The sequence below is a fragment of the Halomonas sp. BMC6 genome (assembly GCF_964204995.1).
Lineage (GTDB): Bacteria > Pseudomonadota > Gammaproteobacteria > Pseudomonadales > Halomonadaceae > Vreelandella.
Genome location: NZ_CAXNSH010000001.1, coordinates 1473175 through 1487834, shown reverse-complemented (window position 1 = coordinate 1487834; position 14660 = coordinate 1473175). Strand labels below are relative to the sequence as shown.

The 14660-nt window shown below is 61.2% G+C and carries 9 protein-coding genes; 1 reads left to right on the top strand and 8 read right to left on the bottom strand.

Annotated features, from left to right (window positions below):
* Positions 1–101: 101 nt before the first annotated feature.
* Positions 102–2132 carry a bifunctional tRNA (5-methylaminomethyl-2-thiouridine)(34)-methyltransferase MnmD/FAD-dependent 5-carboxymethylaminomethyl-2-thiouridine(34) oxidoreductase MnmC gene (gene mnmC / locus AB6K10_RS07055; RefSeq protein ID WP_339118285.1) on the top strand — a complete coding sequence of 677 codons (2031 nt, stop codon included), beginning with the start codon at positions 102–104 and terminating at the stop codon, positions 2130–2132.
* Here mnmC and AB6K10_RS07050 read toward each other — a convergent pair.
* From AB6K10_RS07050 to AB6K10_RS07015, 8 genes are all read right to left on the bottom strand, one after another.
* Entirely contained in the window at positions 2126–2398 is a 273-nt protein-coding gene (locus tag AB6K10_RS07050) for a YheU family protein (RefSeq protein ID WP_044629984.1), read from the bottom strand. The genes mnmC and AB6K10_RS07050 overlap by 7 nt on opposite strands.
* The gene (ligA, locus tag AB6K10_RS07045; protein ID WP_339118284.1) at positions 2395–4431 is read right to left on the bottom strand and encodes an NAD-dependent DNA ligase LigA; all 2037 of its coding nucleotides are present in this window, start codon (positions 4429–4431) and stop codon (positions 2395–2397) included. The genes AB6K10_RS07050 and ligA overlap by 4 nt, the downstream gene beginning before the upstream one ends.
* A gap of 88 nt (positions 4432–4519) precedes the next feature.
* A complete protein-coding gene (gene zipA / locus AB6K10_RS07040) occupies positions 4520–6292 on the bottom strand; it encodes a cell division protein ZipA (protein WP_339118283.1) in 1773 nt (590 codons plus the stop codon).
* 583 nt (positions 6293–6875) lie between these two features.
* On the bottom strand, positions 6876–10376 hold the full coding sequence (gene smc, locus AB6K10_RS07035) for a chromosome segregation protein SMC (RefSeq protein ID WP_339118282.1): 3501 nt from the start codon (positions 10374–10376) through the stop codon (positions 6876–6878).
* Between the two features lie 33 nt (positions 10377–10409).
* Positions 10410–11651: a c-type cytochrome biogenesis protein CcmI gene (gene ccmI, locus AB6K10_RS07030; RefSeq protein WP_339118281.1), complete on the bottom strand. Its 1242-nt coding sequence runs from the start codon at positions 11649–11651 to the stop codon at positions 10410–10412.
* The gene (locus tag AB6K10_RS07025) at positions 11648–12118 is read right to left on the bottom strand and encodes a cytochrome c-type biogenesis protein (RefSeq protein ID WP_253016659.1); all 471 of its coding nucleotides are present in this window, start codon (positions 12116–12118) and stop codon (positions 11648–11650) included. Before AB6K10_RS07025 ends, ccmI begins: the two co-directional genes overlap by 4 nt.
* The gene (locus AB6K10_RS07020) at positions 12109–12636 is read right to left on the bottom strand and encodes a DsbE family thiol:disulfide interchange protein (RefSeq protein ID WP_253016657.1); all 528 of its coding nucleotides are present in this window, start codon (positions 12634–12636) and stop codon (positions 12109–12111) included. The genes AB6K10_RS07025 and AB6K10_RS07020 overlap by 10 nt, the downstream gene beginning before the upstream one ends.
* Positions 12633–14639, bottom strand: coding sequence for a heme lyase CcmF/NrfE family subunit (locus tag AB6K10_RS07015; RefSeq protein ID WP_339118280.1), 2007 nt, complete (start codon positions 14637–14639; stop codon positions 12633–12635). The genes AB6K10_RS07020 and AB6K10_RS07015 overlap by 4 nt, the downstream gene beginning before the upstream one ends.
* Positions 14640–14660: the final 21 nt, after the last annotated feature.

Genomic DNA, 14660 nt, shown 5'->3' with positions numbered 1-14660 from the left:
TGTGAAAACCCGGCGGACGCTTTTCTATAAGCCAGAGATAGCGCCCCGATTAACAAATTGATCATTTTTTAACCAACCATTCATCACCCACGGATGCCCGCGTGACTCAACGCTCGACTCAAGCCCCCCCCCTGCCACCGCTGGCGGCATTAAGCGCCCCGCAGCTCACCTGGAACGACACGTCACCCCACTCGGACGCCTTCGATGACGTCTATTTTTCCCGTGAGGATGGCCGTGCAGAAACCGAGCACGTGTTCTTGGAAGCGAACCGGCTGCCGGAGCGCTTTGCGGCGTGGCAGGCATCGCGGGCGTTCGTGATCGGCGAAACGGGCTTTGGCACCGGGCTGAACATGCTATGCGCCTGGGCCTGTTTCGAGCAGCACGCTCCAGAGGGCGCAAGGCTGCATCTGTTATCCACAGAAAAATTTCCGTTGAGCCGGGAAGCGTTGACGCGCGCGCTCAGCGCCTGGCCCTCGTTAGCGAGTTATTCACAAGTGCTGTGCGCCCTTTGGCCCGATGCGGTCAGCGGTATTCACCGTTTACACTTAAGCGAACGCGTCACCCTCGACCTTCACTTTGGCGACACCACCGAACGACTCGATCTGCTGGACGGCCAGGTGGACGCTTGGTTTCTCGATGGCTTTGCGCCCTCGAAAAACCCGGACATGTGGCAACCGGCGCTCTTCGAGGCCATGGCCGCTCGGTCTCGACCGGGGGCGACGTTCGCTACCTTTACCTGCGCGGGCATCGTCAAGCGCGGCCTGAAAGCGGCAGGCTTCCACTGGAAGAAAGTGCCGGGTTTTGGCCGTAAGCGAGAGATGCTGGCCGGTGGTATTGACACGCCCCCCTCGGATTCGCGGCGCAGTGTCACCCCCTGGTTCACACCCCCCGCTCACCACGACTCACACCACGTGGTGGTCATCGGGGCAGGCCTGGCGGGTAGCAGCGTGGCGGCGGCGCTGGCCAAGCGCGGTAAACGGGTGACGGTGATCGAGCGCGAAGCGCCAGGCGCGGGGGGGTCCGGCAATCGCCAGGGGGCGCTCTACGTGAAGCTGGCGGTGGATACCAACCTACAGAGCCGATTCTATTTAGCGGGGCTTCTCTACAGCCAGCGACGGTTTGAACAACTGGCAGCGGCTCATGCACAGGAGCCGCCCCTTTGGCGGTCGTGCGGGGTGGTACAACTGGCGCTCAGCGACAAAGAGGCCACGCGCCAACAGCGCTTCATCGCCCATCACCCGCTGCCCGCCTCCGTCGTCGCTGCACGCACCGACACGCTCAGCGAGCTGGCGGGCGTGGCGGTCTCGGCCTCCCAGGGGCTCTACTATCCACAAGCGGGATGGGCACAGCCAAAGCGACTCTGCGAGCAGTGGTTGCAACACGACCGCATTACCGTGCAGCAAGGCGAAGTCACCGAGCTGACGCAGACAGCGGGACATGCACCGTCGTGGCAGGTCACGCTGGCCAACGGGGAGAGGCTACAGGCCGACCACGTGGTAATCGCCACGGCGTCGCTGGCAAACCGGTTTGCCCAAACCGCCGAGCTGCCGCTGCAGCAGGTGCGGGGCCAGGTCAGCGAGCTAACGCTGCCAGAAGGCACCCAGACGCCGGATAAAGTGGTGTGCGCGGGAGGCTATGTGTCGCCGCCCATCGAGAACGTGCTGACCTTTGGTGCGAGCTTCGTTCCCAACGACGCGACGAGTCACGTCATCGACGAAGAGCACCAGCGCAATATCGACGAATTGCGCCAAGCGCTGCCAGCGTGGGTGGCCGCGCTTGAGGCCTCCGGCGTTGCATTACGCTCAGAGGCGCTGGAAGGCCGGGCAGCGGTACGGGCTGCCAGCCCCGATAAAACCCCTTACGCGGGACCGGTGCCCAATGCGGCGGCTTGGCAACGAGATTATGCCGTGCTGCGCAAGGATGCCTCGAAAGTGCCGTCTACCCCCAGTGAACACTACCCAGGGCTGTGGATATCCACCGCCCACGGCTCACGGGGGCTGGCGAGCGCACCGCTGTGTGCGGAAGTCATCGCATCGCGCCTTTGCGATGAGCCGCTGCCCATCGAGCAGCCGCTGGTGGACCATCTTCATCCAGGGCGGCGGCTGATCAGCGCGCTAGTGCGGGCTCAGTAATCGCCCTCTTCCTCGTCATCCGCCAACTCTCGCCCAAAGGAGCGCCATTGGGCGAGAGTCATTACTTCGGTCATCTCGAGCTCTAGGTCGTGGGCAATGATCAGCTCGTGACGGTCAAGCTGCTGCTTGAGCTCGGCGACCCAACCGCTCATCCCTTCTCCGGTATCGGTGGTGTCGTACCCTTGGCGGGTGACGAAGGCTTCCAGTAGCGCAGTGAGTGTTTCCGGCGGCAGCATGCGCGCCGGAACTTCGATAAAACGGCTCATTCGCTCTGCTCCCAGGCGGCTAAACGCTCGATGAACGTGGCTTCGTCGATCACCTCGACCCCCAACTGCTCGGCTTTAGTGAGCTTGCTGCCGGCGGCTTCACCCGCCACTAGGCAAGTGGTTTTTTTCGATACGCTGCCCGCTACTTTGGCCCCCAGCGCCTGAAGCCGCGCCTTGCCCTCGTCGCGGGTCATGCTGTCCATCGCCCCGGTCAGCACCCAGGTTTGGCCCTCCAGCGGCGTTGGGCCTTGCGTGACCTCTGCCTCTTGCCAGATCAAGCCTGCGTCGATCAACGCTTGCAGCGTTTCCAAGTTATGGGGCTGGCGGAAGAAGGTGTGGATATGCGCCGCCACGACGGGGCCCACGTCATTGACCGCCTCCAGCGCCGCCAGATCGGCATCTTGTAACGCTTGCAGCGTACCGAAGTGGTTGGCCACATTGGCCGCCGTGGCTTCGCCCACCTCACGGATACCCAGCGCGTAGATGAACCGCGCTAGCGTGGTCTGTTTGGCCTTTTCCAGCGCGTTGACCAAGTTAGTGGCGGACTTTTCGCCCATGCGCGGCAGGCTCTTCAACTGATCGACGCTGAGATGAAATAGATCGGCAGGGGTTTTCACCCACTCCTGATCCACTAACTGTTCAATCAGCTTCTCGCCCAGGCCGTCGATATCCAGCGCTTTCCGGCTGGCAAAGTGTTTTAGCGCCTCTTTACGCTGGGCGGCGCAGTAAAGCCCTCCGGAGCAGCGGGCCACGGCTTCGCCCTCGATACGCTCGATGTCCGAACCGCACACGGGGCAGTGATCGGGGAAAGTAATCGCGCGGGCATCCGCCGGGCGCTTCTCCTCGTCCACGCGCACCACTTGGGGGATGACATCGCCCGCGCGGCGAATCGCTACCGTATCGCCTATCATCACGCCCAGGCGGGTAATCTCATCGGCGTTGTGCAACGTGGCGTTAGAAACCGTCACCCCCGCGACGGTAACCGGCGCCAGCCGGGCGACCGGCGTGATGGCCCCGGTGCGGCCGACCTGAAACTCCACATCGTTGAGGGTGGTGACTTCCTCCTGAGCGGGGAATTTGAACGCCACCGCCCAGCGCGGCGCGCGGGCAACGAAGCCCAGTTCCCGCTGGTGGCGCAGGTCGTTGACCTTGATCACCACGCCATCGATGTCATACCCGAGTTGGTCGCGCTTTTCACCGAGCTGTTCGCAGTAATCGGCCACCGCGTCCGGGCCGAACAGAGTCGTCAGTTCCGCGCTGGTGCGAAAGCCTAGAGTGGATAAACGGGCCATCAGCGCACTGTGGGTGGCATCGCCCAAGTCGGGCTCCAAGCGTGCTGCTTGGTAGGCGTGGAACTCCAACGGACGGGTCGCCGTAATGCGCGGGTCGAGCTGACGCAGGCTGCCAGCGGCGGCGTTGCGCGGGTTGGCAAAGACTTTGCTGCCCTCTTCTCTAGCGCGCTCATTGAGTGCTTCAAAGCCAGCGTGGCGCATAATCACTTCACCGCGCACTTCCAACAGCTCAGGCACGCTTTTACCCATGAGCTTAAGCGGCACCGAGCGCAGGGTACGCAGGTTGGAGGTAATGCCCTCCCCCGTACGGCCATCCCCACGGGTTGCACCGCTAACCAACACGCCCTGCTCATACACCAACGATACTGCTGCGCCATCCAATTTCGGCTCGCAGCTAAACTCGATCTCGCTGGCTTGGCACTCCAAACGCTCCGCGACGCGCTCGGCAAAGGCCGCTATGTCGTCACGGCTAAAGGCGTTATCCAACGACAGCATGGGAATGGCGTGGGCCACTTCGGGGAAACCTTCTGCCGGGGCGGCACCGACTCGCTGAGTGGGCGAATCCGGGGAAATCAGCTCGGGATGATCGCTCTCCAACTGCGTCAAGCGCTGCAGCTTACGGTCGTAGTCAGCGTCGGTTAACGTCGGCTCGTCCAGGACGTAATAGCGGTGATTGGCGTCATCGAGATCGGCACGCAGTTGGCTGATCTCTTCCAGCAAGGTGGGGTCAGGCTGACTCATTCAGAGATTCCGAAGACAGATAAACAGGCATTTAGTAACAAAAACACCCGCCTTCTGGAAGAAGGCGGGTGTCGGCGCAACGCGGCGATTAACGCGCCTGCAGTTGGCGGTGCAAACGGTGGCGACGTTCGAATTCGTGCACCCGCTGACGGGCAAACTCGATGGTTTGTGCCGTCATGACGCTGCGGTTTTCATCTTTCAACTCGCCGCCCATGTGGCGCACTACCACCATGGCGGTTTCGACCATGGCTTCAAAAGCCGCCGAGCTATCCACCGCGCCGGGTAGCGGCATCAGGAACGTGATGCCGGGGGTGACGAATTCGTCCATCTCTTCGATGGGGAACGTACCGGGCTTGAGCACGTTGACCATCGAGAACTGTAGCTCGCTGTCCGGGCTTTCCGTTTCGAAGCGGTGGAAAACGCCCATGGTGCGGCTATACCGTAGCCCACAGGCCATGATGAGTTCGAGCAGTTTGCCACCATCGAAGCCATCGGGATCGCGGGAGAGCACGCTGATGACGACCATTTCCTCGGCGCTGGCCAGCGTCTCTTTGGCGTGTTCGCCGTTCACATCGTGCCGCAGAGCCTTTTCCAAGGTCGGGTGGGCACGTACGACGCTGTCCTGCGCCGCGTAAGTCTCTTCATAGTCGTCATCGAAGCCTTGGTAATGCTCTTCGTAGCGTCTCGCGCTGTCATCGTAGTCATCGAGCGCAGGCGCTGACGGCACCACTTCACGTTTGGCAGCGGCGTCGTGAGCGGCGGCTTCGCGAGCCTGGGCTTTCTCTTGAGCGATACGCGCTTTTTCAGCGTCAGCGGCCTGTTTGGCCTCACGACGCTGCTCGGCTTCCAGCGCTTTGCGCTCGGCTTTTTGCTTGGCCAAGGCTTCGGCACGCTTGGCTTTTTCGGCCTTCTTGATGGCCTTCTCTTTGCGACGCTCGATGATACGGCGCTTGAACGAGCGCCCGATACCTTCGAAATCGACCAGACGATACTCATCGATGTCGTCGTCATCCAGTTCGCGGTCGCCAACGGTCTCTTCGCGCAGTTGGCGGCGTTTGGGAGCGTCGGACGCGTGCTTGGCAAACACGGCATCTTCAGGCTCGGCGCGCAGCACCGGTTCTGGGTCGAGGGTCGGTGTCGGCTCATCGGCAGCCGAGTCTTTAGAACGCGCGGGAGTTTCTTCTGTTACGGGCTCTGCTACGGGCGTTTCCGCCGTCGTCATGGGTGGCACGTCAGGCTGTGCAGGCGCAACGTCTTCGGTAGGCTTGGCAACGGGGGCGTCGTCTACGGCGCGCACCGTAGGCGCGGCAGCCGGTGTCGTTTCCGGTTCGGGCGGCACAGAGGCCGACGCCGCAGTGGCAGACGGAGTCGGCTCGGCAGTGTTGGGCGGTTCGTGCTTAGCTGTCTGGGTATTGTCCGCGGCAAACAGGCTTGGCTCACGACGGGGTTCCGGCTTCGCCTCCTGCGTGACTGCATGTCGTTCGGCAGATACACGGGCAGCGGGTTCGGTGTGCGCGGCTGGCGAAGAGGGCTTAGCAGCCGACTTGCCAAACGAGCGACGAAAATCCGACAGCACTTTGGACGGTCCAGGATGCTCTTGACGTTTGAGCTTGGGTTTTTGCCCCAGCCCACTGTAATCGGCGGGCTTGACCACCCGAGCACCGCCGTTTGGCAGCTCCCAATTGATCTCGGCTTCTTTCGCCTCGTCGTCTAACTCGTCTAGCTTCGCGGTCGGCAAATCCTTTACCGCTTGGTCTAGCCGGGGCACACGACGCTGACGCTGGAGCCTACGCACACCGTCGACAACGATTAGCGAAACCAGTGCCAGTCCTAGAATGATTAACCACTCTCTTAATTCCATGTCGAGCATTCCATGGGTCATCTAACCGGTTACTAGGGCACAGTGCGCGGCACTGCGCCAGAATATGGGAACCTTCTTATAAATCGATATTTAGCACCAAGCATAGCGCGGTTGCTACGAAAAGAGCCAATTTTTGCTGATTTTCACACGTTTGAGCCGCTAAGGGAGCTTTTTAGGCGAATTTTTCGACCTTATCAACCATCAAAAGTGCCCTTTCCGCGTTATTCCATCTCTGATATGGGTGGCCAAACGCGGAGTGCCGTGTGAGGCCGCTACCCACTCAGTTCACCCTATTTAAACGTTATGCTAGTGAATGTTTTTCACTATCGCTAGTTTCTTATGAACGCATTGCGCTTTCACGACAGGCAATGATTCGCAAGCGATAAGCGGGACTTAAGCCTATACGGCCGCGACGATCCCACCGTCAACACCACGTTTTTTCAACAACTCGCTGTTATCAAAGCATTTCGTGGGCATGGCGTTACTATCCGCTTGCGCTGGCACACCCAGGTGACAGGCACGCATTGGCAAATAAGGAAACTCTTGGGAAGTCGCAACACGGCGCAGCCATGGGCCATACGCCCTATTCGACCAACTCGGCGGCCTCATCGATACCCACGGAAACCAAACGTGAAACGCCGGGCTCTTGCATGGTGACCCCCATCAGGCGCTCGGCGGCTTCCATGGCAATCTTGTTGTGGGTGATATAGATGAACTGCACGCTTTCGGACATCTCTTTCACCAGCTTGGCGTAGCGGCCAACGTTGGCGTCATCCAGCGGAGCGTCGACCTCATCCAGCATACAGAACGGGGCCGGGTTGAGCTGGAAGATGGCAAAGACCAGCGACAGCGCAGTCAGCGCTTTTTCCCCACCGGACAGCAGGTGAATCGTGCTGTTCTTCTTACCCGGCGGTCGGGCCATGATGGCCACGCCGGTTTCCAACAGGTCATCACCGGTCAGCGTCAGCCACGCCGCCCCACCGCCAAACACACGGGGAAAGAGCTTTTGCAGGCCGTTATTGACCTGATCGAACGTCTCCCGGAAACGGACGCGGGTTTCTTGATCGATCCGCTTGATCGCCCGCTCCAGCGTTTCGAGGGCTTCGGTGAGCTCGGCATGCTGGGCTTCGAGGTAGTTACGCCGCTCGGCCTGCTGATCGTACTCCTCAATGGCCGCGAGGTTGATCGCCCCCAGGCGGCGGATTTTTTCCGAGGTACTTTCCAAACGCTCTTGCCACGCAGGTTCGCTGGCATCGCTGGGCAGCGTGCTGGCGAGCGCATCGGCATCGTGGCCTAGTTCTGCTAACTGCTCATCCTGGGTCGCCGCTTTGAGCGCCAGCGCCTGCACGTCCATGCGGCGCTGCTGGAGCTGTTCGCGACTCTGTTCAAGATTGCGCTCGTGCTGCTGGCGGGCTAACTCATCGTTGCGCAGCTGCTCGGCCAGCGCCTGGGCCTGTTGGCGCGTCTCATTGAGCCGCCGTTCCTGCTGTTCGCGCTGGTGAAGCAGCTCTTCGAGCTCCTCAGCGGCCAGCTCGTCAGGCTCGACCAGCATTTCACGGGACTCTTCCAGCTCGGCAATACGCAGTGAGAGGCGCTCTTCGGTATCGCTTGAGCGGGACTGCTGCGCACGCAGGCTGTCGCGCTCGGCTTTTAAGCGCTCACGTTCCAAGGCCAGCGCCTGCTGCCGCGCTTTGAGCGGGGCATGCTGTTGGTTGAGCTGCTCGCGCTGCTCGCGCTGACGTTGGCGCTGTTCGGCGCTGGTTTCGCGGGCTTCGGCGGCGGTTTCCAGTTGCTCCATGGCCGTGTGCCAACGAGCGCGCTGCTCTTCTAAAGTAAGCGTTAACTCCGCCTCATCTTCTTGCAGTTGCGCCAGTTCGTCGTCTAATTCTGTGGCGCGACTGGAGAGATGCTCAAGGCGTTGGGCAAGCCGCTGCTCTTGCACTGCTAGCTGTTGGCGGGTGGCCGCGTGGTCACGCTCCTGCTCCGCCTGCTGCTCACGGGTCAGTTCTAACGTTTCAATCGTCTCGTTGGCGGCTTCGCACTGTTCATCCAAGAGCGCCAGCGCCTCTTCCGCCCGCTCACGCTCTGCGGCCAGCTCCTCAAAGCGGCGACGCGTCACCAATAGCGCATCGACACCCTCGCCGTTCGACTGCTGGTGCAGCCAGCCGCGACCGCGCCATACGCCGTCTTGGCTGACCACACTCTCACCAGGGGCAAGCCTAGCCAGCAGCGCTTCGGCCGCCTCGGCGGTATCCACATAGTGAATACTTGCTAACCACTCCGTTAGCGCGCCTGCGCCTTTCACCAAATCGCTGAGGCGATTGCCTGCGCCCGCCGTGGCTGTGGAAGGCGGCGCTTGATCAATCAAGCACCACTCCGTCGCTAGCGCTTCGGGCAGCGCGTTTAGCTGATGGGCGGCTACCAGTCGGGCGTTTAACCAAGGGGCGAGTAGCCAGGAAATAACCCGCTCCCAGCCTTGGCTGACCGAAATGGCTTCACCCAAGCGGGGTGCATCAGCAAGGCCATGAGCGGCAAGCGTTTCGCTTAGCTGAGGGTCGTGGTCGGCCAGAGCGGCATCCATCAGCGCCTGCAGCGAAGCAAGTTCACCCTGCTGCTGGCTAAGCGCAGCGCGTTGCTCGTCGCGGGAGGTTACCGCTTGCTGGTAGGCGCTTTTGGCATCGCTGTAGCGCTGCTGCCACTGTTCTCGCTCCACTTGGAAGGCGTCGGCACGTTGGTCGGCTTCTTCCAGGCGGGCTTGGTATACCGCGTGCTCGTTTTGTAGCGCGGTCATGTCGGCCAGCTCGCCGCGCTGCTGGCGGCGGCGCTGCCCTTCTGCCTGCAGGCGGGCAATACGTTGCTCTAAGTCGCGCAGCTGGTCTTGGCTACGGTCGGCATCGCGGCTGGCCTCGCGCCAGCGGTTTTCGGCGTCGGCCCACTGCTGTTCGGCAGCTTCCAGTGCTGGCGTTGCGTCGGCCAGGGTTTGCTCGAGCATCTCGAGTTGCTCTTCCAGCGCTTCATGCTCGGGCAGCAGCTCCTCAAAGCGCTCGTCGATCACCGCGAGCCGCTCCTGGTCGCCCTCGCTGACCTGGCGCTGCTCGTCGAGATCTCGGCGCGCGGTGGCAATGTCGTTGGCCAGCTGCGCTTCGCGGCTTCGGCGGTGGGCCTGGTCCTGCTCTAAGCGGGCAATACGCGTGGTGGTTTCATAAAACTGCTGTTGGTGGCGGTCCAACACGTCGGCCAGCTCGTCGTGCTGTTCGCGGGCCTGCTCCAAGCGGGTTTCACACTGGCGTACGCCAAACACGTCTTTCTCGACGGCAATTTCCAGCTCGCGGACACGGCTCTCTTGGTGGGACTGTTCGGCCCGCAGGGCGCGGCCGCGCAGCAGCGCCAGCTCGCCTTTTAAGCGATACTCCTGCTGTTTGAGCTCTTGGTAGCGCTTGGCGGCTTCCGCTTGGCGCTTGAGGCGTTCGAGCTGTTTATCCAGCTCTTCGCGAATGTCGTCCAGGCGCTCCAGGTTCTCCTGGGTGCGCCGCATGCGGTTTTCGGTTTCCCGACGGCGCTCTTTGTACTTGGAGATCCCCGCGGCTTCTTCGAGGGTGGCGCGAAGGTCATCCGGGCGCGCTTCGATCAGCCGCGAGATCATGCCCTGGCCGATAATGGCGTAGGAGCGCGGGCCTAGGCCGGTCCCCATGAACAGGTCGGCGATATCCCGGCGGCGGCACTTCTGGCCGTTGAAGAAGTAGTTGGACTGGCCATCCCGGGTCACCAAGCGTTTAACGGCAATTTCTGAGTACTGGGCGTATAAACCGCCCATACCGCCATCGCGGTTATCGAACTTCAGCTCGATAGAGGCCTGCCCTACCGGCTTACGCCCGGTAGAGCCGTTGAAGATAACGTCGGCCATGGATTCGCCGCGCAGGGTTTTGGCGGAGGACTCCCCCATTACCCAGCGCACGGCGTCGATAATATTGGATTTACCGCAGCCGTTCGGCCCGACGATGGCCGTCATATTGCCATCGAAGGGCACGGTGACCGGATCGACAAAGGACTTGAACCCAACGAGACGAATAGAGGTTAAGCGCATTGCAACCCTTAGCAGCGGTAGCTTAAGTGGAGATTATTCAAAAACACGGTTGATAACGACATTGGCCGCATCGTCTTCGCTGATAGCACCTACGCTGACGCTCTCCAAATCGCCAAACAGGTCGCCCGGCTGCGGCGTGGCCTGCCCAGATTCTGAGACACGCACCACCAAGCGTGCTTCGCGCACCTGGGAGATTTGCGCCTGGGGCGACATGGCGGCGGTATCGTCCAGCACCACGGTCATGGGCAGCTCAGAAACCTGCGTACGTATCACCGCCAGCGGCGGCAGCTCGCCCTCGATATCCCGGGCGGTGATGAACACCGTGGCGTCGTCACTGACATTGTCTACCAGCGCCTCATCCAAGGAAACGTTCACCCGCACCCCTTGCCCCTGCGCGTCTGCAGGCGCCTCAGGCATTACGCCCATGCGCTCTTGGGCAACGCGAATGCCATCGCGCAGCGACTCAGCCGTTTCCGGATCTTCGATGTTAGCAACAGCGCGACGCCAGCGGTCAATGGCCGTTTCATAGTCACCGTTATCGAAGGCGTGGATGCCCAACAGCCCCAGCACGGTGGGCTGGCGGGGGTCTAACTCTAGCGTTTCGTCCACTAACGCTTGAACATCAGGGGTTAGTTCACGCTCGGCCATGAAGAAGCGGAGCTGCGCCAGCTGGGCGAGCAGCGGTGGAATACGCCCTTCAATGGCAATCAAGCGCTCCAGGGCATCGGCGGCTTTTTCGGGCAGGCCGGTATCGCGGTAGAGCGGAAACAGCGAGCTCCACACGTTGGGGTTGTTGGGCTGACGCTCGGCCTCGGCCTCCATGCGCTCCAGAAACATAGCCATCGAGCCTTCCGGGTCGTTGCGAACTTCCTCTTGGATGGCGTAGAGCGTCAGGTCGCCTTCTGCCCCGTTTTGCTGGTACCAGAAGGTGCTGGCCCCTACCACGGCGACCATGACCAGCGGCACCACCAGCCGTCCAGCGGTCACGGTTTTCAGCGGGCGTTTGGTTTGGGTGGCGGTATCTTCCAGCAGACTACGCTCTAGCTCTAAACGATCTTCGTTAAAGCGAGTCTCGTCGATATCGCCCCGCTCGCGGGCCGCCTCCAAGGAGGCCAAGCGACGTTGGAAGATCGCCACGTTCTGTTCGGCAGACGTATCGTTGGCTTCAAACTGCTGTAGATGATCACGCAGGGGACGAGCACCGCGCATGGGGGCAATTAATAACCACAGCGCGGGCAGTAACAGTAAGGCAATCGCTATCCAGAGCGGTGTCATGAAGACCTCTCGCGGTTAATCAGGGCATCTAGGCGGGCGCGCTCTTCGGCACTCAACGCTTTCGCAGATGCATTGCGGCGGGCGCGTACCATCAGCACGACGACCAGCATGCCTAGCACCACCAGCCCAATCGGTAGTCCCCACAGCAGGTAGGTGCGGTTTTCTAGGCGCGGGTTGTAGAGGATGTACTCCCCAAAGCGCTGCACCATGTGGTTGATGATTTCGATATCGGACTGACCGTCCTGAAGCAGCTGATAGACCCGCTCTCGCATATCACCAGAGATCGGCGCATCTGAGTCATCGATCGCCTGGTTTTCGCATAGCGGGCAGCGCATGGAGGCCGTGAGGTCACGGTAGCGCTGCTCCATCACCGGGTCATCGAACTCGCGGATTTCGATGCCTGCCGCGACAACGCTGCCCGCCAGGGTGAGCAGCGCCACGGCCACTAGCCAACGCATTAACGCCATTTTTCCACCTCCGGCAGGATGCGCTCGCGAACGTCTTCAGGCGATACGTAGCCTTTATGGTGGTAGCGAATCACTCCATCGGCATCCACCAAGAACGTTTCCGGTGCGCCGTAGACGCCAAGATCGAAGCCCAGGCTGCCTTCAGGGTCGAAGACGTTCACTTCAAAGGGGTCGCCAAACTCGCTTAAAAACTCCAAGCCTTTCTCGCGGGTATCTCGGTAGTTGATGCCCACCATACGGATGCCGTTATCAGCGAGCTCTAACAGCTGCGGCATTTCCTGCTTGCAGGCGGGGCACCATTCGCCCCATACGTTGACGAGCGTGACCTCCCCGGTCATCAGCGTTTCATCCACCTGACGATTGGCATCGCGTAGCGTGCTGGCTTCGAACGCGGGGAACGCCCGCGCCATGAGCGCAGAGTCCCGTTGAGACGGGTCACGGCCCAATCCCTGATAGAGAAACAGCGCGATGCCGAGAAAACCGATGGGTAACAGAAGCAGCAGTAGGCGGCGTGTCATACCGTGGCCTCCTGAGACGTCGAGCGGTCAGTATGAACGGGTTTGGCTTGGCGGGCAGCCGCACGACGGTAGCGTTTGTCCGCTACGGCCAAGATGCCGCCGAAGGCCATGAGCAGGCCACCCAGCCACAGCCAGCGCACAAACGGTTTGTACTGGATGCGCATAGCATAGCTGCCGTCGCCCAGGTCTTCCCCCATGGCCACATAGAGGTCGCGGAACAGGCCGGGGCGCAGCGCGACTTGGGTCATGGGCATGCCGGTGGCGAGATAGAGGCGCTTCTCAGGGCGCATCACAAAGCTGCGCCCCTCTTCCCCACGCTGTACCTGAATGATCGAGGTATCGGCCAGGAAGTTCGGGCCGCGACGGTTGGTGAGCTCCGTCATAGTGAACTGGTAGCCTGCCACTTCTACAGTGGAGCCGGGCGACATGCGTACGTTACGTTCGATGTTGTAGTTCGAAACCACGGCAACGCCCACGATAGTCACCGCAATGCCCACGTGGCCCAGCACCATTCCCCAGTAAGAGAGCGAGAGCTTGCGCAGCCCGGCGACAAACGAGCTGGCGTGGCGGGTCTTGTCGAACAGGTCGCGCACCATTGGCAAGACGATCCACAGCGCAGAAATAATGCCCAGCGACACCCACAGGTTCCATTCGCCGTCGTAGACCAACGGCATGGCCACACCCAGCACGATAGCCGCTGCCGCCGCGAGACCTAGCTTGCGCCACAGCTCACGGCCACTCATGCTTTTCCAGCGCGCCACTGGCCCCAAGCCCATGAAGACACACATCACCACGGTGAGCGGCACAAAGAGCGCATTAAAGTAAGGCGGGCCTACGCTGATTTTACCCAGCCCCAAAGAGTCCAGAATCAGCGGGTACACTGTGCCCAAGAGCACCGTCACGGTCATGATGACCAGGAGGATGTTATTGATCAGCAGCAGCGAATCCCGCGAGAGCCAGTTAAAACCGACCTTATGGCTCACCCTTGGCGCGCGCAGGGCAAACACCAGCAGCGATAGCGTGACGGTAATCGCCAGCAGCATCAAAATGAAGAAGCCACGGGAGGGGTCGTTGGCAAAGGCGTGGACCGAGGTCAGTACGCCCGAGCGCACCAGGAAGGTGCCCATCAGCGACAGCGAGAAGGTGGAGATCGCCAACAGCACCGTCCAGCTCTTGAACGAGCCACGTTTTTCGGTCACCGCCAGCGAGTGAACCAGCGCCGTACCCGTTAACCAAGGCAATAGCGAAGCGTTCTCCACCGGGTCCCAGAACCACCAGCCGCCCCAGCCAAGCTCGTAGTAGGCCCACCAGCTGCCGAGTGCGATCCCGACGGTGAGAAACGCCCAGGCCACGTTGGTCCAGGGGCGCGCCCAGCGGGTCCAAGCGGCGTCTAAGCGCCCGCCCAGCAGGGCGGCAATCGCGAAAGCAAACACCACCGAAAAGCCCACATAACCCATGTAGAGCATCGGCGGGTGAACCACTAGGCCAAAATCCTGCAGCAGCGGATTCAGGTCCGCGCCATCCTGCGGCATGTTGGGCAGCAGGCGTTCAAAGGGGTTGGAGGTCATGAGAATGAAGAGCAGAAAGCCCACACACACCATGCCCATGATGCCCTGCACCCTGGCCACCATGTCGCGGGGCAAGTCGCCCGAGAAGACCGACGCCGCATAACCCCAGCCCGCCAGCATCAGGCTCCACAGCAGCACCGAGCCTTCATGGTTTCCCCATACCGCGCTGAACTTGTAGTACCAGGGCAGCAGCGAATTGGAATTATTAGCCACGTTGGCCACACTAAAATCATCCAGCATATAGCTGGCGGTCAGACAGAGGTAGGCAATGGCGACGAACAGGAATTGTCCTGTCGCCATGGGCCGGCCATAGGCCATCCATAGCGGGCGACGGGTCGCCGCCCCGGCAAGCGGCATCACTGCCTGCACCACCGCCATTAATAGCGCGATGACCAGGGCAAAGTGGCCAATTTCAGGAATGATCTTAATTAACATGGGCGCTCCGAATTAGCATCA